The sequence below is a fragment of the Amycolatopsis sp. GA6-003 genome (assembly GCF_046267895.1).
Taxonomy (GTDB): Bacteria; Actinomycetota; Actinomycetes; order Mycobacteriales; family Pseudonocardiaceae; genus Amycolatopsis.
In genome coordinates, this window is record NZ_CP176499.1 from 6575029 (window position 1) to 6594730 (window position 19702).

At 69.2% G+C, this 19702-nt stretch carries 16 protein-coding genes; 12 read left to right on the plus strand and 4 right to left on the minus strand.

Annotated features, from left to right (window positions below):
• Positions 1-2: 2 nt before the first annotated feature.
• On the minus strand, positions 3-1301 hold the full coding sequence (locus F9C12_RS29885; RefSeq protein ID WP_409462583.1) for an ABC transporter substrate-binding protein: 1299 nt from the start codon (positions 1299-1301) through the stop codon (positions 3-5).
• Between the two features lie 154 nt (positions 1302-1455).
• On the opposite strand from F9C12_RS29885, the gene F9C12_RS29890 reads away from it, so the two are divergent.
• Genes F9C12_RS29890 through F9C12_RS29910 form a run of 5 tightly spaced genes read left to right on the plus strand, consistent with a single transcriptional unit; the run spans position 1456 to position 7745 of the window.
• Positions 1456-2520 carry a LacI family DNA-binding transcriptional regulator gene (locus F9C12_RS29890; RefSeq protein ID WP_409186891.1) on the plus strand — a complete coding sequence of 355 codons (1065 nt, stop codon included), beginning with the start codon at positions 1456-1458 and terminating at the stop codon, positions 2518-2520.
• A 51-nt stretch (positions 2521-2571) separates the two neighbouring features.
• The gene (locus F9C12_RS29895) at positions 2572-3909 is read left to right on the plus strand and encodes a hypothetical protein (RefSeq protein ID WP_409462584.1); all 1338 of its coding nucleotides are present in this window, start codon (positions 2572-2574) and stop codon (positions 3907-3909) included.
• Positions 3909-4400, plus strand: a complete 492-nt coding sequence (locus tag F9C12_RS29900; RefSeq protein ID WP_409462585.1) for a hypothetical protein — start codon at positions 3909-3911, stop codon at positions 4398-4400. Before F9C12_RS29895 ends, F9C12_RS29900 begins: the two co-directional genes overlap by 1 nt.
• Positions 4393-6876 (plus strand): Hsp70 family protein, encoded by a 2484-nt coding sequence (locus F9C12_RS29905; protein ID WP_409462586.1) that lies wholly within the window; start codon positions 4393-4395, stop codon positions 6874-6876. Before F9C12_RS29900 ends, F9C12_RS29905 begins: the two co-directional genes overlap by 8 nt.
• Positions 6876-7745 (plus strand): hypothetical protein, encoded by an 870-nt coding sequence (locus F9C12_RS29910; protein WP_409462587.1) that lies wholly within the window; start codon positions 6876-6878, stop codon positions 7743-7745. Before F9C12_RS29905 ends, F9C12_RS29910 begins: the two co-directional genes overlap by 1 nt.
• Here the strand turns inward: F9C12_RS29910 and F9C12_RS29915 are convergent.
• Positions 7714-9078: a purine-cytosine permease family protein gene (locus F9C12_RS29915; protein WP_409462588.1), complete on the minus strand. Its 1365-nt coding sequence runs from the start codon at positions 9076-9078 to the stop codon at positions 7714-7716. The two genes, F9C12_RS29910 and F9C12_RS29915, sit on opposite strands and share 32 nt — an antisense overlap.
• 209 nt (positions 9079-9287) lie before the next feature.
• Here F9C12_RS29915 and F9C12_RS29920 point away from each other — a divergent pair, with 209 nt between their 5' ends.
• The 3 genes from F9C12_RS29920 to F9C12_RS29930 all read left to right on the plus strand — a co-directional run bounded on the left by F9C12_RS29920 (position 9288) and on the right by F9C12_RS29930 (position 13638).
• A complete protein-coding gene (locus tag F9C12_RS29920) occupies positions 9288-10448 on the plus strand; it encodes an FAD-dependent oxidoreductase (RefSeq protein ID WP_409462589.1) in 1161 nt (386 codons plus the stop codon).
• A 162-nt stretch (positions 10449-10610) separates the two neighbouring features.
• Positions 10611-12038: a tetratricopeptide repeat protein gene (locus F9C12_RS29925; protein ID WP_409462590.1), complete on the plus strand. Its 1428-nt coding sequence runs from the start codon at positions 10611-10613 to the stop codon at positions 12036-12038.
• 451 nt (positions 12039-12489) lie between these two features.
• Positions 12490-13638, plus strand: coding sequence for a caspase, EACC1-associated type (locus tag F9C12_RS29930; protein WP_409462591.1), 1149 nt, complete (start codon positions 12490-12492; stop codon positions 13636-13638).
• Positions 13639-13652: 14 nt separating this feature from the next.
• On the opposite strand, the gene F9C12_RS29935 is transcribed toward F9C12_RS29930, so the two are convergent.
• On the minus strand, positions 13653-14624 hold the full coding sequence (locus F9C12_RS29935) for a glycoside hydrolase family 3 N-terminal domain-containing protein (protein WP_409462592.1): 972 nt from the start codon (positions 14622-14624) through the stop codon (positions 13653-13655).
• A gap of 403 nt (positions 14625-15027) precedes the next feature.
• On the opposite strand from F9C12_RS29935, the gene F9C12_RS29940 reads away from it, so the two are divergent.
• Genes F9C12_RS29940 through F9C12_RS29955 form a run of 4 tightly spaced genes read left to right on the plus strand, consistent with a single transcriptional unit; the run spans position 15028 to position 18615 of the window.
• A complete protein-coding gene (locus tag F9C12_RS29940) occupies positions 15028-15621 on the plus strand; it encodes a response regulator transcription factor (protein ID WP_409185092.1) in 594 nt (197 codons plus the stop codon).
• Positions 15622-15635: 14 nt separating this feature from the next.
• Entirely contained in the window at positions 15636-16901 is a 1266-nt protein-coding gene (locus F9C12_RS29945) for an ABC transporter substrate-binding protein (protein WP_409462593.1), read from the plus strand.
• Between the two features lie 5 nt (positions 16902-16906).
• Positions 16907-17791: a carbohydrate ABC transporter permease gene (locus tag F9C12_RS29950; RefSeq protein WP_409462594.1), complete on the plus strand. Its 885-nt coding sequence runs from the start codon at positions 16907-16909 to the stop codon at positions 17789-17791.
• On the plus strand, positions 17788-18615 hold the full coding sequence (locus F9C12_RS29955; protein ID WP_409185095.1) for a carbohydrate ABC transporter permease: 828 nt from the start codon (positions 17788-17790) through the stop codon (positions 18613-18615). Before F9C12_RS29950 ends, F9C12_RS29955 begins: the two co-directional genes overlap by 4 nt.
• 1 nt (position 18616) lies before the next feature.
• Here F9C12_RS29955 and F9C12_RS29960 read toward each other — a convergent pair whose 3' ends face one another.
• Positions 18617-19687, minus strand: a complete 1071-nt coding sequence (locus F9C12_RS29960) for an alpha/beta hydrolase family protein (RefSeq protein WP_409462595.1) — start codon at positions 19685-19687, stop codon at positions 18617-18619.
• Positions 19688-19702 lie beyond the last annotated feature (15 nt).

Here is a 19702-nt window from a genome sequence, read left to right on the forward strand (position 1 = left end):
CGTCAGCGGGCGAGTTTCTTCGCGCCGTCGACCAGCCGCTGCCAGCCGTCCGCGGCCGAAGCGCCCTGTTCCACCGACTGCAGTGCCGGGCTGGCCACGTTTTCCTGGATCTGGCCGTCGTTCGGCCCCTTGTACTGCGGTTTCGCCACCTTCTTCGCCTGCTCGGCGAACAGCTCGCCGATTTTCGCGCCGCCGAAGTACGCGTCGGTCGCGGTCAGCAGCTGCGGGCTTTCCAGCGCCTTCGCCTGGCTCGGGAAATTGCCCTTGGCCTCGAACGCCTTGATCTGCTGCTCCGGCGCGGTGAGCCAGGCGGCCAGTTCAGCGGCCTCCCGCGGGTGCTTGCTCTGTTTCGGCACCGTCAGGTACGAACCGCCCCAGTTGCCGCCTCCGCCGGGAAAAGCCGCGGTGACCGCCCATTTGCCCGCGTTGTCCGGCCCGGCCTGTTCCTTGATCACCCCGAGCATCCACGCCGGGCAGGCTTTCGTGGCGAACGCGCTCTGCTTGAACCCGGAATTCCATTCGTTGCTGAACGCGGTGAGCTTCGCCGATTCGCCTTTCGCGACCGCGTCGGTCACCTTCTTCCAGGCGTCCTGGATGCCCTGGTTGTTTTCGACGGTGAGCTTGTCGTTGGCGTCGAGGTAGCCGACCGGCAGCTGGTTGACCATGGAATTGAAGTTCTGCGCCGCCGAATCGAACCACGCCTTGCCGGTTTTGCCGGTGTACTGCGCGCCCGCCGCGAAATAGCTGTCCCACGTCGCGAACAGCGGTTTCACCGCCTCCGGGTCGCTGGGCAGCCCGGCCGCGGCGAGCAGGTCCTTGCGGTAGCACATGGCGAGCGGGCCGATGTCCGTGCCGTAGCCGATGAGCTTGCCGGTCTTGTCCTTGCCCGCCTCGTATTTCCACGAAAGCCACCGGTCCGGCGTAACGCCGGAGGGCCCGATCTGGCTCAGGTCGTTGAACTTCGAGGACTTGCTGAGGATGTCCGACAGGTGGCCTTCCTCCACGGCCTGCACGTCGGCGAGACCGGAACCGGCCGCGAGCTTCGTCATCATGTCCTGGGCGTACGGCCCGCCCTGGCCGGTTTTGCGGTGGGTGATCTTGATGTTCGGGTGCAGCCGCTCGTACTCCGGGAGGAGCGCCTCGTAGCCGAACTCCGTGAACGTCGCGAGTGTCAGTTCCACGTGCTCGTTCGGCCCGGCCGCCGCGGGCACGTCGCCATCGCCGCCGCCGCACGCCGCGGCGCTCACCGCGGTCATCGTCATGCCCAGTGCCAGCACCAGGCCCTTCCGGAACGTTGTCACCGTCGTCAACCCCTTGGAAGTCGTTCTGGGAGCGCTCCCAGATGCCGCCCGAGTGTGTTGCAGGTAACGAGGGATGTCAAGGCCACAGTCTCCGGGAGCGCTCCCGGCAAGCCGCGGTTAAGCTGGCCCGACCGACAGTCAGGGGGTGGGCGAAGTGGTGCCTCGGTCCGAGGACGAACGGCCGACGCTGGAGGACGTCGCGGCGTTCGCCGGGGTCTCGCGGTCCACCGCGTCGCGCGCGCTGAACGACGACGCGTACGTCAGCGCGCGGTCGCGTGAAAAAGTGCTCGCCGCGGCGCGGGACCTCGGGTATTCGCCGAACCAGGCCGCGCGCTCGCTCGTCACCCGGCGGACCGGCGCGATCGCGGTGGTGCTGTCGGAGCCGGAAGCGCGGCTGCTCGACGACCCGTACCGGACCGCGGTGATGCGCGCGGGCTACCGGGAACTGGCCGATGTGGGCTGCCAGATGGTGCTGCTCTTCAGCGACACCCGGGAGGACCTCGGGCGCACCGTGCGGTTCCTCGAGGGCGGGCACGTCGACGGGGTCCTGGTCTTCGCCCCGCATCGCGCCGATCCGCTGCCCCGGGCGTTGCGGTTGCTGAAACTGCCCGTGGTGTTCGGCGGGCAAGCCGCCGATCTGCGCCGGGGCGTGCACCTGGTCGATTTCGACAACGAGGGCGGGGCCCGGCAGGCGGTGACGCACCTGGTGGAATCCGGCCGCCGCCGGATCGCGACCATCGCGGGCCCGCAGGATCAGGGCGCGCCGATCGACCGGCTCGCCGGCTGGCGCAAGACGCTCGTGGACGCCGGGATCGACCCGTCCGGGCTGGCCGAGGAGGCCGACTTCACCCTGGCCGGCGGCGCGAAAGCGATGGCCGCGCTGCTGGAACGGGCGCCTGACCTCGACGCGGTGTTCGTCGGCAGCGACATGATGGCGGTGGGCGCGCTGCGCACGCTGTCGGACGCCGGCCGCGACGTGCCCGGCGACGTCGCGGTGGTCAGCTTCGACGACAACGCCGCGCTGGCTCCGGCCATGACGCCGCCGTTGACCTCGGTGCACCAGGATCCGCGCGAACAGGTCCACGCGATGGTCTCGACCCTGATGCGGCTGCTGGACGGCGAGGACGTCCCGCCGGGCGCGCAGATCCTCCCGGTGTCGCTGGTGGTTCGCGAGTCCAGTCAGTCGAGCGACTCCAGCCAGCCCAGCCAGTCCGGCTAGTCCGGTTCGTTCCGGGACCCCTCCCAGCCAGGTCGTCCTACCTTCCCCGGCATGGGAGCGAACGAGGGGCGGGGCCGGGCCGCCGCGGCGCGGGTGCGGGAGGTCTCGACGCCCGAGCTGTACCGGCGCAACCCGTTCCGGATCGTCGGGCTCACCGCGGTCGCGACGCGGCGGGAGGTGCGGGAGCGGCGACTTCGAGTCCTGGGGGTGCTCGAAGTCGGCGGCGCGACACCGGACGGAGTGGCCGCGGACGCGACCGTCGACGAGGTGCGGGCGGCCTTCGACGCGCTCGGCAACACCGAGCACCGGCTCGTCGACGAGGTGTTCTGGATCTGGGGCAGGCCCGCCGGCTGCGGATGTCCGCTTCAGTTGCATCGCAAGCACGACAACGCGGTCGCGGCTTACGCGGCGGCCCTTGACGCGGAAGCCGCCCGCACCGAAGATCACCCCACTCCATTGTGGACCGAAGCCGCTCGTTGCTGGTCTGTAGTCCTGCGCAGTGAATCGTTTTGGCGGCACCTCAACCACCGCGTCGAGAAGCTCGGCGACCGGCGGCTTGACGAATCCACTGTGGATGGTCTGCGCGCCGCGTTGCCGGACGCGTTGCTCGCGCCGTTGATCGAAGTAGCCGCGAGGTCGGCTGAGCCGCGGCGGTTCACCGGATATCTGGCGTTGTTCGGGGCTGATCGGCACACGGTCTCCGACGCGCGGGCGGCGATTGCCGACAGGACGTACCGGCGGGTCGAGGCGCTGCTCAAAGACCTTCGGGGCGACCTGGACGGAAACCGGGTGCAGGCTGCCGCGAAGCGGGCGATCGAAGAGGCCGAGCCGCTGTTCGACCGGCTCGAAGAAGTGGTTCCGCGGGAGGAATTCCGGCGGACAGCGTCGCTTTCGGAGTCGATTGCCGTGGTGGCGAACAACATCGGGGTTGCGCTGGCGGAGGTGCGGGGCGCGTCGGCGGAGCTGATCCGGGACGTGTTCGCGGTCGCCCGGCGGTGCAGCCGTGATCCGGAGACCTTGGAAGCCGTGGCCCGCAACGAGATCGCTGCCACAGTGGAGGTGCTGAGCCCGGCTCCAGAGCCGTCGGCGGCGCGGGTGTTCGGCGCGTTGCTGCACGCGGTGGCGGCGACGGTGTTCCTGGCTTTGAAGCTTCCAGAGGACGCGTTCCCGGCGATCATGTTTCTCGGCACGGTTCCGGGCGCGCTGACGAACTGCCTGGTCGCGGCCCGCCCGTGGACCACACCCGGACGGTATCCGGCGCTGCTGGGCCTGGACGCGGGGATTTATCTGGCGCTCACTCCGGTTGAGCTGCCGTATTGGCTGGTCATCGCCGTGGCGGCAGTGCTGCTGTACGTCGCCCCGTTCGTTCGGGTGCAGAGGGGCTTGTGATGCGGGACCGGCGAGGCGAAGAAGCACGGCAACGCAGACAGCACAAGGAATTCCGAATCGCCGAACCTGGCCTGCGGGAGGAGGAACGCGTCCGGCTGAGAGAACTGCTCTCCTCTGTATTGGCCACAACGGACACTGCCTCGCCACTGTCCGAATCGGACTTGGCCGAGGCCGCGACGGCGTTGTGGCGGGCGCGGCGCAAGCTCGCCGGGGCGCAGGACCGGGCGGCGCGGCAGGCGGGCCGGTTCCTCAGCGCGAGCCAGGACGCGCTTGACGCGGCGGGAGTGCTGGTGCAGGACCACGACCGGATCCCGTTCGGTTCCGGGATGGCGCTCGAGGTGCTGCTGTTCCAGGACGAACCGGACCTGGACGTCGAGCGGGTGGTGGAGACCGTGCGGCCGTCGATTTACCTGACCGGCCGCCGGATCCAGATGGGACAGGTCATCGTCGGGCGCCCGGCCGCCCGGGAGAACGGGGAGACGGATGCGTGACACGATCGATTTCGGGATCGACCTCGGCACCACGAACAGCGCGATCGCGGTGCTCGAAAACGGCGCGGTGTCGGTGCTCAAGAACAACGCGCTGATGGATTACACGCCGTCCGCGGTCTGGATCCGCAACCGCGGGGTGATCGAGGTCGGAGCGGGAGCGCGGCGCCGGCTCGAGGACGACCCGGACAGCGTGCAGATCGAATTCAAGCAGTCCATGGGATTGCCGGACGCGCGGCGGGAATTCCCGAAGGCCGGGGTCAGCATGACGCCGGTGGAACTGTCCGCGGAAGTGCTGCGGACGTTGCGTGGTTCCGTCCCGGGCGAAATGCCGGACTCGGCGGTGATCACGGTGCCCGCGGCGTTTCTGCTCAATCAGACCGAGGCGACGCAGGAAGCCGCGAAACTGGCTGGCTTCACCGGGAATTGCCCGCTGCTGCAGGAACCGACCGCGGCTGCGTTCGCGTTCGGATTCCAGAACGAAAGCAAAGGCGCGCACTGGATGGTGTTCGACCTCGGCGGCGGGACGTTCGACTCCGCGGTGGTCAGCACCATCGAGGGGGAGTTGAGCGTGCTGCATCACGCCGGCGACACGCACCTCGGCGGCCGCAACATCGACCAGGCGGTGCTGGACCAGGTGCTCGCGCCGGAAGCCGCGCGGCAACTCGGGCTCGCCGAGTTCCGCCAGGAAAATCCCCGGTGGCGAAGGAACTTCGCGCGGCTGCGCGGCGCCGCCGAGACCGCGAAAATCCAGCTCTCCCAGGCGGAACGGACTCAGGTGCTGCTGGACCTCGACCGCGGCGACGGGCAGGAGGAGATGTTCGAGTACATCCTGCGCCGCGAGGAGGTCGACCGGCTGGCGCGCCCATTTTACCTTCGCGCGGTGCAGTTGTGCCGGACCGCGCTGGAATCGGCGAATCTGCGCCCGGCGGACATCGACCGGCTGCTGCTCGTCGGCGGCCCGACGCTCGCACCGGGGTTGCGTGAACTGCTGGCCGACCCGTCGATCGGGCTCGGCATTCCGCTCGACCACAGCCAGGACCCGAGCACCGTGGTGGCGCGCGGTGCGGCCGCCTACGCCGGAACCGTGGCCCGGCCGCGAACCGTACGCCCGGCGAAACGCGGGGAGTACTCGCTGGAACTGTCCTGTCCGGCCACCACCAGTCTGCCCAGTGTGCCGGTGTCGGGCCGTTGTTCGACGGACGGTTCGACAGAGTGGGCAAGGTTCCGCATCGCGCTCAGCGCACCGCAGCGCAGGCCGGTTTACCGGACGTCCGAGGTTTCCCTTTCCGTCGACGGCACTTTCACCGTCGACGCGGTGCTCGACGAACTGAGCACGAACCGCTTCGAAATCGAATTGCTCGATCCGGCCGGCGCGCGGGTTCCGGTGCGGCCGGACTCGCTCACGATCACCCACCAGCTCAACGAAATGATGGGTCAGACCGTGGTCAACACGGTCGGCCTCACCGAAGCCGACGGGTCCTTCACTCCCATGCTGATGAAGAACTCGCCGTTGCCCGCGGCGAAACGGCAAACGTTCTTCACTACGGCGACCCTGGTGCGCGGCAACACGTCCTCGGTGATCCGGATCCCGGTCGCGGAGGGCGAACGTCGCCGCGGCGAACGGAATCAGCAGGTGGGCGTCATCGAAATCCGGGCCAAGGACGTGCGGTTCGACCTGCCGCGCGGAAGCGAGGTCGTGATGACTTTCGAAATGGACGATTCGCGGCAGGTGTCCGTGGTCGCCGAGGTTCCGTTGCTGGACAACGAGTTCGAGGCGACCATCGACCTCAAGCAGCAGCAAGTGCCGGACCCGCAGACCCTGCGGCGGCTGCTGAACGAGCTGGAAGCGCGGCACGAACAGGTGCGGACGCAGGTCGAGGGAACGCGGTCGGACCGGGCGCGCGGGCTGCTGAACCGGCTGGACGAACAGGGGAGCGTCGCGGCAGTCCGCGCCGAAGTGCGGTCCGGCAGCACCGACGAGGGGGCCGCGGTCGCGGCGGAGCGGCGGATGCGCGACGTGCAGGCGGACCTCGACGACATCGAGGCGGAGCTGCGCGTTCCCGCGGTGCTGGAACGGCTGCGGGACCAGATCGACCACTGCCGCGAGCTGGTCGGCCGGGTCGGCGCGGACGAGGACCGGAGCGAACTGGCCGAGATCGAACGCCGGTACGCGGTCATCGCCGAATCGCACGATGTAGAGGCGGGCGAACGGCTGTCCGAGCGAGCGCTGGACCTGCAGGTGTTGCTGCTGCGCCGGGACGGTTCGCTCGACCTGGAGGTGTTCAACGCGCTTCGGGCTTCGCGCGACGCGATGTCCGACCCGGCCCGCGCGCGGGAGCTGATCCGGGAGGGCGAGCACGTGGTCGCGATGTCGAACTGGGCCGCGCTGCCGGACGTCAACCGCCGATTGCGCCGCCTGCTTCCGGGCGACCGGCGCGGCCAACCGGGCGGCGGCATTCTTCGCGGGGAGCGATAATGAACGGACTTTCGCCAGCGCTGGAACGGGAACTCGTCCTGGCGGAGGGTGCCGACCTCGCCCGGCGCGGCGAGTACGAGGCGGCCGTCGCACTCCTGGAACCAGATTCGGCAGGCGACCCGGCACGGCTCGACCTGCTGGCCCGTGTGCACGCACAGTCCGGCGACCTCGCCGCGGCAGACGCGGCGTGGGCGGCGGTATTGGCTTTGCAACCAGGAAATTCCGCCGCGAAAGCGGGCCGCCGGGTCATCGCGAAAGTCCACTCCGGACGGTTGCGCCGACGACCGATCCGCCGACACCTGTTGACCGCCGGGGCAGTGGCGGCGATCGGCGGCGCGATCGCGGGCGGGATAGTGCTGACCACTCGACAGGCCCCTCCGGTCGGCACGATGGCCAAGCCGGACGACGGTCTCCGCGCCGAACTGGGCCGCCTGCACAGCGAGCAATCCCGCGATGCCGCCGCGGCCAAGGAGCGACAGGAAAAGCTGAAGCAGCTAGCGAAAACGTTGGCGGCACCAGGGGTGTCCACCAAGGTCGGCACCGACGCGGTCACGGTCAGCTTCGACGGCAGCCTGTTCAGTCCTAACGCGACCGCTCCGAACGAGTCCGGGCGAGCGATGTTGACTACCTGGGCTCTAGTCCTCAAAGGACAGTCCATCCGCGTCACCGTGCTCGGTCACGGCATGCCGGTCCCCGGCGGCCCGGCAAGCGGCGGTTCAACGGTCTCCTTAGCCCGTGCGGCTTCCGCGGCCCGGGTGCTGGCCGGAGCGAGCGGATTGCCGTTGACCGCGTTCGCCGTCGCCACTGCGGACCAGGGTGAGAACCCGGCCCGAACCGTCACACTCGAAGTGCGACCGACCGGCGGGTGAACGCCACGTACAGCGCGCCGGGCACGATCAGGCCGAGCAGCCACGAGACATCCGCACCTCCGAGCAACGGCGCGATCGGGCCGACGAAAATGCCCTCCACATTGGCGAACGGGATCTGCACCGCGATCCCGAGCACGTACGCGGCCAGCGCGGGCCAGGCCCAGCGACCGTAGCGGCCGTTCGGGTCGTAGAGCGCTTCGAGGTCGTACTTTTCCTTGCGCAGCAGGTAGAAATCGACCAGGTTGATCGAACTCCACGGCGTGAGGAAGTACAGCAGGAAATCGAGAAACAGCACGAAGTTCGACAGGAACTGGCCGCGGCCGAGGATGGCGATCACCGCGCCGACCACGCCGACCCCCGCGATGTAGCCGATCCTCGTGGCCTGGGAGAGCGCGGCGCGGCGACCGAAACCGGTCAGCGCGGTCGCGACGGTCATGTAGCCGCCGTAGATGTTCAGCACGTTCACGGTGAACTTGCCGAGCGCGATGGCCAGCAACAGCGGGATCAACAGCGCTTCGCCGCCAAGGCCGACGACGTACGCGACTTCGTGGCCCTTAAACGCCTTCCCGGCAATGGCGTACGCCAACGCGCCGAACGACATCGCCCACACCGCGCCGAGCACCGTGCCGCCGTACGTCCACCAGAACGTCGCGCGCACCGACGTCGCCGACGGCAGGTAGCGCGAGGTGTCGGCGACGTACGGGCCAAAGGTGAGCTGCCACGACGCGGTCAGGGACACCGCGAGGAGGAACTTCGGGAAGTCCAGGTGCGGTGCGGCGAGCACCGCACCGAGGTCGTGCCCGCTGATCAGCCGGATCGTCAGGTACAGGAAGACGACCACGGACAACGCGGACGCAATCCAGCCGAACCGGTGGATCAGCCGGTACCCGACGATCGCGATCAGCGCCGAGGCGAGTGCGTAGACCGCGATCGCGGCGTCCGTCGGCAGGTGCGTGATCTGCGCGACCGCCTGGCCGCCGAGCAGCGAACCGCTCGCGAAGTAGCCCAGATACATCACCACGACCAGCACCAGCGGCAGCGCCGCGCCGTACACGCCGAACTGCGCCCGCGACTGGATCATCTGCGGGATGCCGAGCTTCGGCCCCTGCGCGGCGTGCAGCGCCATCGGGACGCCGCCGAGCGCGTTGCCCGCCACGACCGCGACGATCGCCCACAGCGGATGCACGCCGACCAGCACGGTCAGCGCGCCGGTGACCGCCGAGGTGATCTGCGTGTTCGCGGCGAACCACAGGGTGAACAGGCTGCGCGGGTGCCCGTGCCGCTCGGACTCCGGCACCGGGTCGATCGAGCGTCGCTCCAGTGTGGCCGCCACGTGCCCCTCCCGCGGTTCTTCGGTGAATGCGCTGGACGAACTCAACGTCAGCGCGGGCCCGGCGGCCAAGTAGCCGCCGGGCGATTCTGTCTCGGATCCCAGACTCTGACGCGCTGTCAGCGCCTGGCAGCGGACTGCCAGCGCCGTGTGCGCCCGATGCCAGCGCCGGAGGCGAACCTTCGGAAGTCATCAACGCACAGGGGAGAACAATGCAGACTCCAGTCACCATCATCGGCGCCGGCCTCGGCGGGCTGACCCTGGCCCGGGTCCTGTACCGGCACGGGATTCCGGCCACGGTCTACGAGGCCGAGCCGTCGCCGATGGCGCGGTCCCAGGGCGGGCTGCTCGACATCCACGACTACAACGGGCAGATCGCCGTCGAAGCGGCGGGCTTGATGGACGAGTTTCGCGGCCTGATCCTCGAGGGCCGCCAGCAGATGCGGATCCTCGATCCCGACGGCACCGTCCTGCTGGACCATCCCGACGACGGCACCGGCGGCCGTCCCGAACTCCTGCGCGGCGAACTGCGGCAGATGCTGCTCGACTCGCTCCCGGACGGCACCGTCCACTGGGGCCGGAAGGCCGTCGGCGTCCGCACGGTCGCCGGCGGGCACGAGGTTTCCTTCGCCGACGGCGGTTCGGTCGTGGCGAAGCTGCTGGTCGGAGCGGACGGCACGTGGTCGCGGGTGCGGCGGCTGCTGTCCGACGTGGTGCCGGAGTACACGGGCTTCACGTTCGTCGAGACGTATCTCTACGACGCCGACACCCGGCATCCGGCGGCCGCGAAGATCGTGGGCGGCGGCGGCATGGGCGCGCCCGCGCCCGGCCAGCGGATCATGGTGCACCGCGAACGCGACGCCCTGCACACCTACGCGATGCTGAACAAGCCGCCGGAATGGTTCGACGCGCTCGAGCGCCTCGACTCCCGGGCCGCCCTGGACCGGGTCGCGGCCGAATTCGACGGCTGGGCCCCGGAAATCCGCGAGCTGATCTCCGGCGGCGACACCGCGCCGATCCTGCGCAGGCACTACCGGCTGCCGCACCTGCCCCGGTGGGAGCGGATCCCGGGGGTGACGCTGATCGGCGACGCGGCACACGTGCAGGGCCCGAACGGCGAGGGCGCGAACCTGGCCATGCTCGACGGCTCCGATCTCGCCGAACTGCTGGCGGCGCATCCGGACGACGTCGAGACCGCGCTGGCGCTGCACGAGGAACGGATGTTCGCCCGCAGCGAGGCGGTCGCCGCCGAATCCGCCGAAATCGCCGAGCGGATCACCGCCGACCGCGGCAAGGACACCGCGAAGGTGGTGGCCGAGGGGTTCCGCCGGATGCTGGCCAAGAAACGGGAACCGGCGGAGCAGGCCAGCTGAGTCCGCGGCACTCCGGCTCCGGCGCGCGGTGAAGAACCGAAGGCTTACCGGAGGGAGCCGGTGCTGGGCCAGACGTACCCTCCCCCCGGAAGTCTCCAGCGAACATCCGGTGGGCCCCGGAAACCCCTTTCGTTCCTTGAGCCAACGACTAGGCTCGCCCGGATGACGGACGCGGAAGAGTCCTCGGCCAACCGCATCACCGGGGGCCGGTTCGACAAGGTCGTGATGGCCGGATCGGTGCACGGCGACATCAACGTCGGCCGATCGGGCGACAGCCCGGCGGACCTGGCCGACCCGCTCATCGCCTCGGTCCGCCTCCGCCCCGGCGGAACCCTGGCCGACCTGGTCCTCGACACCGATCCGCCGCGGGTCGCCGTGCCCGGCGGAACGGTCCACATCGTCACGGTGGAAGCGCGCACGACCCGCGCCGTCGTCCTGCAGTCGGCGCGGGTCGTGGTCGTCTCGCGCACCCCGCCGCGCCCGGCCTGCCTGCTGGTCCGGGTCGGCGGGCTCCTGGAACCGCGCCCCTTCACGACCGACTTCGACGCCCCGTCGCCGCGCCTGGTCGCGCAGGGCCCGGACTTCCCGTACACCGTCAGCGCGACCGACGTCGAGCAGTTCGAAATCGAACCGGTCACCACCACCCACGAGGTCGCCTGGCGCTTGGAAGTGGACTGGACCTGCGCGGGCCGCCAGGGCACCACCGTCATCGACAACCACGGCGAGCCGTTCCACGCGTACCCGGTGCCCGTTCTCCACTCCGGCCGCTCGCATTCGGTGCTCAGCTCCGGATGCGATCTCTTCCACGAACGGGGCTGCCCGGCGAGCCTGCTCGAAGCGTCCGGTGCTCCCGCTTCGCTTTGGGACCAGGAGCAGCCGCCGCCGTATCCCGTGCTGCCGCCACTCGCGGAAGCCCCGGCCTCAGTGGACCTGGATCCCGATCTGAAGGAGTCGTGGCCCGAATACCGCCGGCTCGCGGTCGCCATCCGGATGTCCGCCGCGGGACCGGGCTTCCGCAGCCACGAACCGCCGGAACACCGCGCGCTGCTCATTCGAGTGCTGCGATACCTGTTCGTCTCCGGCCAAGCCCACCCCGGCGCCGCACTGGGACGGCTCGTGCACGCGGAATGGACCGAGGCGCTGGGCGAGGACCACCCGGACACCCTCGCCGCCGCCAACCGCCTGGCCGGTTGCCTGATCGGCACCACCGACCACGCGGCCGCCCGCGACCTCCTCGCCGGCCTCCTGCCCCGCGCCACCCGCGTCCTGGGCGAGGACGATCCGCTGACGCTGACCGTCGCGAACAACCTGTGCGTGGCGTACCTGGGGTTGAACGAATACGAACGCGCCCGCGACCAGACGGAGGATGTGCTGGCCCGAAGCCGCCGCGTCCTGGGCCCGGATGCCCTGGGAACGCTGCGGACTACCGGCAATCTGGTCCAGATCCACCTCCGGCTGGGCGACCGGGCTTCGGCGCTCGCGGTGCTGGAGGACCTGGTGCCGAGGTGCCGGAGAGCGTTGGGGGAGGACCATCCGCAGACGGTGAGTGCCGCCGCTGTGTTGGCCCGGGTTCTCGCGCAGGAGGACTGAGTCAGCGAGGGATCGAAGGCGGGGTCTGCTCAGAGCTCGCGTTTCCCGCCGCGAGCGGACGAGGTGCTGACTGCCAGCGGCCGAACTCGCGGATGATCTCCGGACGATCAGCTGGCTTCGAACCCCGCAAAACCAGCGCGAGCGCAGCCAGGTCAAGCAGCCGGTGGACAAACCACAGTACGGCTCCGGCGAGGCCATACGGCAAACAAGGCTGGATCCACTCCATGACGCGGCTCCGAGTTCGACAGTCAGGTTCAGCCCGGTCTACCGTCGGCAAACACGGTCGGCAATGGATTCCGGCATAGCCGAGCCTCGCCGATCAAGCGCGTGACCTAGCCGGACAACGGCGAACTACCCCGGACTACGGCTGACCTCCAGCCGCTCGCGATTCCGGCGTGGTCGCGCGGGCACTGTGCGACCATGGAACGGAGCACCCCGGAGGAGGCGGTGCGTGGTGCCCCGGAACCGTCCCACGCTGGATCCAGCAAACCCCTTGCACGCTTTCGCGCTACGACTGCAGGACCTGCACCGGATCGCGCGCAAGCCGACCCAGCAGTCGCTGGCGCGAGAGCTCAGATGTTCGCGCCCGACGGTGTCGGCATTCCTGAACGGCGAGAGGTTTCCGTCTTGGCAATATGTCGAGCGTTTCGTTCTGTTCTGCGGTGGGGACCTCGACGAATTCGACAAGCTCTGGCGGAGGACCGACGAACTGCTCGAGACAAACCGGCAGCCTGCCGCCGACAAGGGCCTGCGACTGCCTCCGGCGCCCTCGCCGATTACCGGGTTTCCGCGGCCGGAGCCCGCACCCGGACGACGGCGGTCGGGCCGGATACCGTGGGGAGCTCGCCCCGAGCCAGACCATTCGCAGGTGATCCTGATCGGTTCCGGACGGCACGCTGATCCCGAGCTCGGAGATCTTCCGGCAACCGCGAACAATCTGGCCGGACTCGCCGCCAAGCTCATCGGCCCGGATGTCGGGTTGCGCCTTGATCGGCTCACCGCGGTCGGCAATCCCGCCAGCGTCGCGGAGATCGGCGCCGCCATCCTCGAGCCCGCGAGCAGCGCGACGGACCTTTTGCTGCTCTACTACTGCGGCCACGGGCTCGTGGACACGCGGGGAGAGCTCTATCTTTCAGTCGAAACGACCGCCGTTCGCCATCCCGAGTGGAGCGCACTGCCCGTCAGCCTCCTCCGTCGGCTGCTGGCCGACAGCCCGGCGCGGAGCAGGGTGTTGATGCTGGACTGCTGCTTCTCCGGACGCGCGATCGACGCCATGACCGGCCCCAGCTCCGTCGTCCACGCCCAAACCGAGATCGAGGGCGGCTACACGATTACGTCCTCCAGCCGCACGAGCGGTTCGGTCGCGTTCCCCGGCGCGCCGTACACGGCGTTCACCGGCGAGCTGCTCGCTCTCCTGGAGGAGGGCGTTCCGGACGGGTCGGAGTATCTCTCGCTGGGCGAGATCTATCGTCAGCTGCTTTCGCGCATGGGACAGAAAGGCCTGCCCCGGCCGTATCAGCACGGCACCGGCACGGTCGATCGGCTCGCCCTTGTCCGGAACCGTGCGTGGCGGCTGGAGGAGTGGCAGCTCGCCGACTGAGCACCCAGCCCAGGTCAAGGACGGCAAAACCCCTTCCCCGCCAACACCCGCTCCACCGAAGCCGCCACCCGCTCCGCCGGCAGTTCCCCGCTCTCCACCGCCCGCTGAAGCCGGTCCACCACCGCCCCCACGTCGTTGTGCCCGGAGGAGAACAACGCCTGATCAGCCCCCGCCTGCAAAGCCTTCAGCACCGCGTCCGGCAGCGCGAACCGGTCCGTGATCGCCTTCATCCCGCCCAGGTCGTCCGTGATCACCGGGCCGGTGAAGTGGAACTCGTTGCGCAGCAACCGATACGCCGCGGGGGCCAGCGAAGCCGGCTCGTCCCCGGTCAGCCCGGGCACCTCGAGATGCCCGACCATGACCCCGACCTGCCCGTACTCCGCGATGTCGCGATAAGGCACCAGATCCACCCGGCGCAGCTGGTCGAGCGGCGGCGTGACGACGGTGCCCCGGTGCGAATCACCGGATCCGTGCCCATGGCCGGGGAAATGCTTGAGCACCGGCTGCACCCCGCCCGCGCGCAGGCCCTCGGCGAAGGCCATCGCGTACTGCCGCGCCTTTTCCGGATCCGGGCTGTACGACCGGTCGCCGATCACCGCGTCGTCGGGTTCGTCGCTCACGTCCGCGTCCGGTGCGTAGTCGACCGTCACCCCGCGTGCTCGCAGCTGCTTCCCCCGCTGCTCGCCGATCGCGCGCACCTCGTCCGGCGTCTTCGAGGCCGCCAGCTGCCGGGCGCTCGGGAGCGAGCCGTCGAGGTCGTCGATGCGCTGCACCCGGCCGCCCTCCTCGTCGACCGCGACCGAGACGGGGATTCTCGCGGCCCGCTGGACGTCGTCGAGCGCGCCATTTTGCAACAGCGTGGTCTTTTTGTCCCCCACGAAGATCCCGCCGACCTGCTGCGTCCGCACGAGGTTCGCGACGCCCGCCGGATCGCCCGCGTTGACGCCCGGCACCACCAGTTGCGCCACGCGCGCCCGCGGATCCATCGCCGCCACCGCCGACGCGCACGACCCCCGTCCCGGCACAGTCTGCGCCGGAGAAGTCGACGCAGGTGGAGCGGCTTGCGGCGAGCTGCCCGCACTCGGCGGAGTGAGCGGTGCGGACGTGGCTGTTCCGGAAACGGAACGATCCCCGGAGCACGCGGAAAGCGCACATATGAGCGTTAACGCGCTCACGGCTCCTGCGGTGCTCCAGCGGGGTCGTGCGTGCGCCTTCATCATTTCCTCTGCTGGTCTGGACAGGTCTCCGTGACGGTAACCGAACCCCACCGGCGGGCCCAACTTCACGCTGTGAAGAATGAGCGCGTCCCGACTAGAGATTTCGTGAAGCCGCGGTAGGCACACTGACCGGCACACGACAAGCACCAGGCTCTGCACCGGGGAGGCAGCGATGAATCAGGTCAAGGTTGCGGCATGGGCTTCGGACCCGATCACGCTCGCCGGCCTCATCGACCATCTGCGCACTCGCCGCGAGGTGCGGGTGATGCCGGGCCAGCAGCGCGGGGAAGCCGCGGTGCTCGTGTTCGCCGCGAACCGCGTCACCCGCGAGGTGAAGGCGGCGCTGCGGGCGGCGGCCTCGGAGACCCCCGCGGCCATCGTGTTCGTCGCCGGTTACGTGGACGCCGACGACCTCGCCGAGCTGGCCGCCTGGCACGTCGCCGCGGTGCTGCCGCGCGACGCGATCGGAGGCGACCAGCTGGTGCGCAGCATCGTGGCCGCCGCTTCCGGGCGCGAGACCTCGATGCGGGATCTGCTGCAGCAGGCCGAGACCCTGCGCCGCGACGGAGACCGCACCACCCTGTCGCCGCGCGAGGTCGACGTGCTGCGGCTGATGGCCGAGGGCTGGGACACCGCGGAAATCGCGAACAAGCTCTGCTACTCGGAGCGGACCGTGAAGAACGTGATCTACGGAATGACGAACCGGCTCAAGTTGCGAAACCGTCCGCACGCCGTCGCTTACGCGCTGCGCGCCGGAGTGATTTGAAGGATGCTCACCACGTGCGAAAGCTGACCCGGCGCCCGGCCGTTGCCGCGCTCGCCGCCGCATTCCTGACACTGGCGGCCGCGTGCGGTTCCGCCGCGTCCTCGGGGAAGATCACGCTGAGCGTGGCCACGTTCGGCGAATTCGGCTACGCGCCGTTGTTCGAGCAGTACCAGAAGGACCATCCGAACATCGAGATCCGCAGCCGGGTCACCGATTTCGACACGCATTTCAAGAGCCTCGCCACGCAGCTGGCGGCCGGTCGCGGCGCGGCCGACGTCGTCGCGGTCGAGGAGCAGTACCTCCCGAAGTACCTTCGGGCCAAGGACAAATTCGTCAACCTCGCCGACTACGGCGCGGACAAGCTGAAATCGCAATGGGCGCCGTGGAAGTGGGCGCAGGGCACTTCCGGCGATTACGTGTTCGGGCTCGGCACCGACATGGGCAGCCTCGCGATGTGCTACCGCCGGGATCTGTTCCAGCAGGCCGGCTTGCCGACCGACCGCGAGGCCGTCGCCGAGCTGATGCCCGATTGGCAGGGTTACGCGAATCTCGCCGCCCGCTTCACCGAAAAGCTGCCGAAGGTGAAGTTCGCCGATTCGGCTGGCACTGTCTACACCGCGATGCTCAACCAGTCGCCGGAGAACTACTTCTCCGCCAAGGACGATTCCTACATCGCCGACAAGAATCCCGCCGTGCGCAACGCCTTCCAGCTGTCCGGCGGCCTCGCGCAAGCCCGTCAGACAGCGGGTGCGACCACCTATACGCAGGCCTGGAACGTCGCGATCAAACAGGGCACCTTCGCGACCATCGCGTGCCCGGCATGGATGCTCGCGCAGATCAAGGAAGCCGGCGGCGACGCGGGCAGCGGCAAATGGGACGTCACGACGGTGCCGGGCAACAGCGGCAACCAGGGCGGTTCCTTCCTTGCCGTGCCGAAGCAGAGCGCGCACCCGAAGGAAGCCTACGACCTCGCGCAGTGGCTGACCGCGCCCGCGCAGCAGAAACAGCTTTTCCTTTCCGCCGGGATCCTGCCGAGCGAACCGAGCGTGTATCAGGATCCGCAGGTCATCGCGCACACCGATCCGTATTTCTCGAACGCTCCGGTCGGCCAGATCTACGCCGCGTCGGCGGACCGGCTGCGACCGAACTACCGCGGGCTGCACGACGCGGACGTGCGTCCCGAATTCGGCCGCGCGCTCGGCCGGATCGAGGACGGCAGCGAGAACGTCGAGCAGGCGTGGGCCGACGCGGTCCGGATGGGCCGCGACGCGATCAAGTAGCTGTCGTGGATCGGAAGCTCACCCCCTACGTCCTCATCCTGCCGTTCTTTGTCCTGTTTGGACTGTTCGGCGCGTTTCCGCTGCTGTACACGTCGTGGGTTTCGCTGCACCGGTGGGATTTGCTTTCCGGACCGGACGGCGGGATCGGCCTCGCGAACTACGTCGAGCTGTTCGGCGATCCGCGGTTCTACAACGCGCTTTTCAACACCGTCAGCATTTTCCTGCTCGCCGCGATTCCGCAGTTCTTCCTCGCGCTCGGCATCGCCGCGCTGCTGAACCGGCCGCTGCGGGCGGCGACCTGGTGGCGGTCCGGATTGCTGCTGCCGAACCTGGTTTCCGTGGTCGCCGTCGGGCTGGTGTTCGCGCAGCTGTACAGCTCGGGCTACGGCGTGGTCAACGAGGTGCTCGGCTGGTTCGGGGTGCCGCCGGTTTCCTGGCAGGCGCACCGATGGTCGTCGCACCTCGCGGTGGCGAGCATGGTGATGTGGCGCTGGACCGGCTACAACGCGCTGATCTACCTGGCCGCGATGCAAGCGGTGCCGCAGGACCTGTACGAGGCCGCCGCGCTCGACGGCGCCTCGCGCTGGCGGTCGTTCTGGTCGATCACCGTGCCCGGCATCCGGCCGACGATCGCGTTCACCGCGGTGGCCGGCACGGTCAACGGACTCCAGCTGTTCGCCGAACCGCAGCTGTTCGACGCCACCGGCAACAGCGGTGCGGGCGGCAACGACCGGCAGTTCCAGACCCTCACGATGTATCTGTACGAAAAAGGCTTCGGCAAATTCGACGCCGGATACGCCGCGGCCCTGTCCTGGGTGATGTTCCTGATCTGCCTGGTGTTCGCGATCGTCAACTACCGGCTCGTGCGCCGCTTCGTGGGTGCGCCGTGATCCGCCGGGGCCGGGCCGGAGCCTGGGTGTACGCGGTGCTGGTCGGGTTGGTCGCCTCGTCGCTGTTCCCGCTGTACTGGTCGTTCGTAGTGTCCACTCGGGACAACGCGGCCATCGGCGAGACCTCGCCGTTGCTGCTGCCCGGCGGCCACCTCTTCGACAACATCCAGCGCGTCTTCGCCACCGTCGATTTCTGGCTGGCGATCGGCAATTCGCTGATCGTCGCGACGACGGTGATGGTGTCCAATGTGGTCCTGTCCAGCTTCGCCGGATTCTCCTTCGCCCGGCTGCGATTCCGCGGCCGCAACACGCTGTTCCTCGTCGTCGTCGGATCGGCGATGGTGCCCGCACAGCTCGGGGTCGTCCCGCTGTACCTGGTGGTGAGCGATTTCGGCTGGTACGGCCGGCTGGAGGCGGTGATCGTCCCGGCGCTGGTGAGCGCGTTCGGCGTGTTCTGGATGCGCCAGGCGTGTGAGGGCTCGATCGACCAGGACCTGGTGGACGCGGCTACTGTGGACGGAGCGTCGATCCTGCGCACGTTCTGGCACGTCGCGGTTCCGGCGATCCGTCCACAAGCGACCGTCCTGGCGATGGTGACCTTCCTCGGCGCGTGGAACGACTACTTCTGGCCGTTGGTGGTACTGGACCCGGCGCAGACCCCGACCGTGCAGGTGGTCCTGTCCCAGCTGGCCAGCGGCTACTTCACCGACTACGCCTTGATGCTGACCGGCGCGACCCTGGGCGTGCTGCCGGTGATCATTCTCTTCCTGCTGCTCGGCCGGAACCTGGTGCGCAGCATCTCGACCGGCCTGACCCGGGCGTGACTCACGAGACGTACCGCCCGAAGAACCCGGCGATCGCGGCCCGCTGCACCACGATGCTCGTCCGCGGATCAATCGTCCCGATCCGCGTCTGCTGCACCTTCGGATCCACCGGGACCCGCTGCGCCAGCTTCGGCAGGAACCACTGGACGTCGGTGTAGCTGTAATGCATCGCGGTCGCCAGCGTGAGGTCCTGCTTGGGTGCCGAAGTGTGCTCCCACAACGACTTCCACGCCGGTGAAGTCCGATGGCTGCGCGCCTGACCGTCGCTGGTGCTGCCGGACGACCCCATCAGCAGCACCGGTCGCGGCACCCCGTCCGCGCCAGCGTGAGTGAGCTGCTTGCCGTCGACGTCGTAAGCGAGCCAGCCGTCCAGATCGGCCGCAGCGTCCACCCGGGAGTCCACGGTGGACACTTCGGCCGCCGTGTCCCCGCCGAACGAATGCCCGAGCACCCCGACCCGGCTCAGGTCCATCGCCTTGCCGAGGCCAGGAATACCAGGCAGCTGGTCAAGGACGAACCGGACGTCCGCGACCCGCGTCCGCATCCCCGCCACCAGATCCTTGCTGTGCTGCGAAAACACCATCCGCCCGTCCGGAAACACGACGAACGGTGCCTCGCCGGTGTGGTCGAGGGTCACCACGATGTACCCACGGCTGGCAAGATCCTCGGCCGTCGCGCTGCCCAGCGCCCGCAGCGACCCCCAGCCCGGCGAGTACACGACCACCGGCCATCGTCCCTGCACCGGCGCGTCCGCCCGGGCGTGCGTCTCGACGGCCGCCCAGTCGACCTTGCCGGCCGGCAGCCCGAGCGCCGGTGCCGCGCCTTGGTCGAAGTACGGCGCGGCCGCGGCGGGCAAATACCGCGCTTTCGGGCCGGAGCCGGGCCGGGTGGGATACCAGACGCTGATCATCAGTTCCCGGTTCCGCGCCTGGTCGACGAGATGGACGTCGCGTTCGCCGATCGCGTGCGGTCCAGTTGGCGTAGGCAGTTCGAAAGTGGTTTCCGCCGAAGCGGGCGCGGCGCCCAAAGCGGTGACGAGGAGAGCGGCGGCGAGGACAGTTCGGAAGCGCATGCCGGAACTCTGCCG

Bases quoted from the DNA above. Each gene is read 5' to 3' on its own strand.
- F9C12_RS29935 (WP_409462592.1), bottom strand. From the start codon at position 14,624: ATGGATCCGCGGGCGCGCGTGGCGCAACTGGTGGTGCCGGGCGTCAAC.
- F9C12_RS29905 (WP_409462586.1), top strand. From the start codon at position 4,393: ATGCGTGACACGATCGATTTCGGGATCGACCTCGGCACCACGAACAGC.
- F9C12_RS29910 (WP_409462587.1), top strand. From the start codon at position 6,876: ATGAACGGACTTTCGCCAGCGCTGGAACGGGAACTCGTCCTGGCGGAG.
- F9C12_RS29895 (WP_409462584.1), top strand. From the start codon at position 2,572: ATGGGAGCGAACGAGGGGCGGGGCCGGGCCGCCGCGGCGCGGGTGCGG.
- F9C12_RS29925 (WP_409462590.1), top strand. From the start codon at position 10,611: ATGACGGACGCGGAAGAGTCCTCGGCCAACCGCATCACCGGGGGCCGG.
- F9C12_RS29900 (WP_409462585.1), top strand. From the start codon at position 3,909: ATGCGGGACCGGCGAGGCGAAGAAGCACGGCAACGCAGACAGCACAAG.
- F9C12_RS29940 (WP_409185092.1), top strand. From the start codon at position 15,028: ATGAATCAGGTCAAGGTTGCGGCATGGGCTTCGGACCCGATCACGCTC.
- F9C12_RS29920 (WP_409462589.1), top strand. From the start codon at position 9,288: ATGCAGACTCCAGTCACCATCATCGGCGCCGGCCTCGGCGGGCTGACC.
- F9C12_RS29960 (WP_409462595.1), bottom strand. From the start codon at position 19,687: ATGCGCTTCCGAACTGTCCTCGCCGCCGCTCTCCTCGTCACCGCTTTG.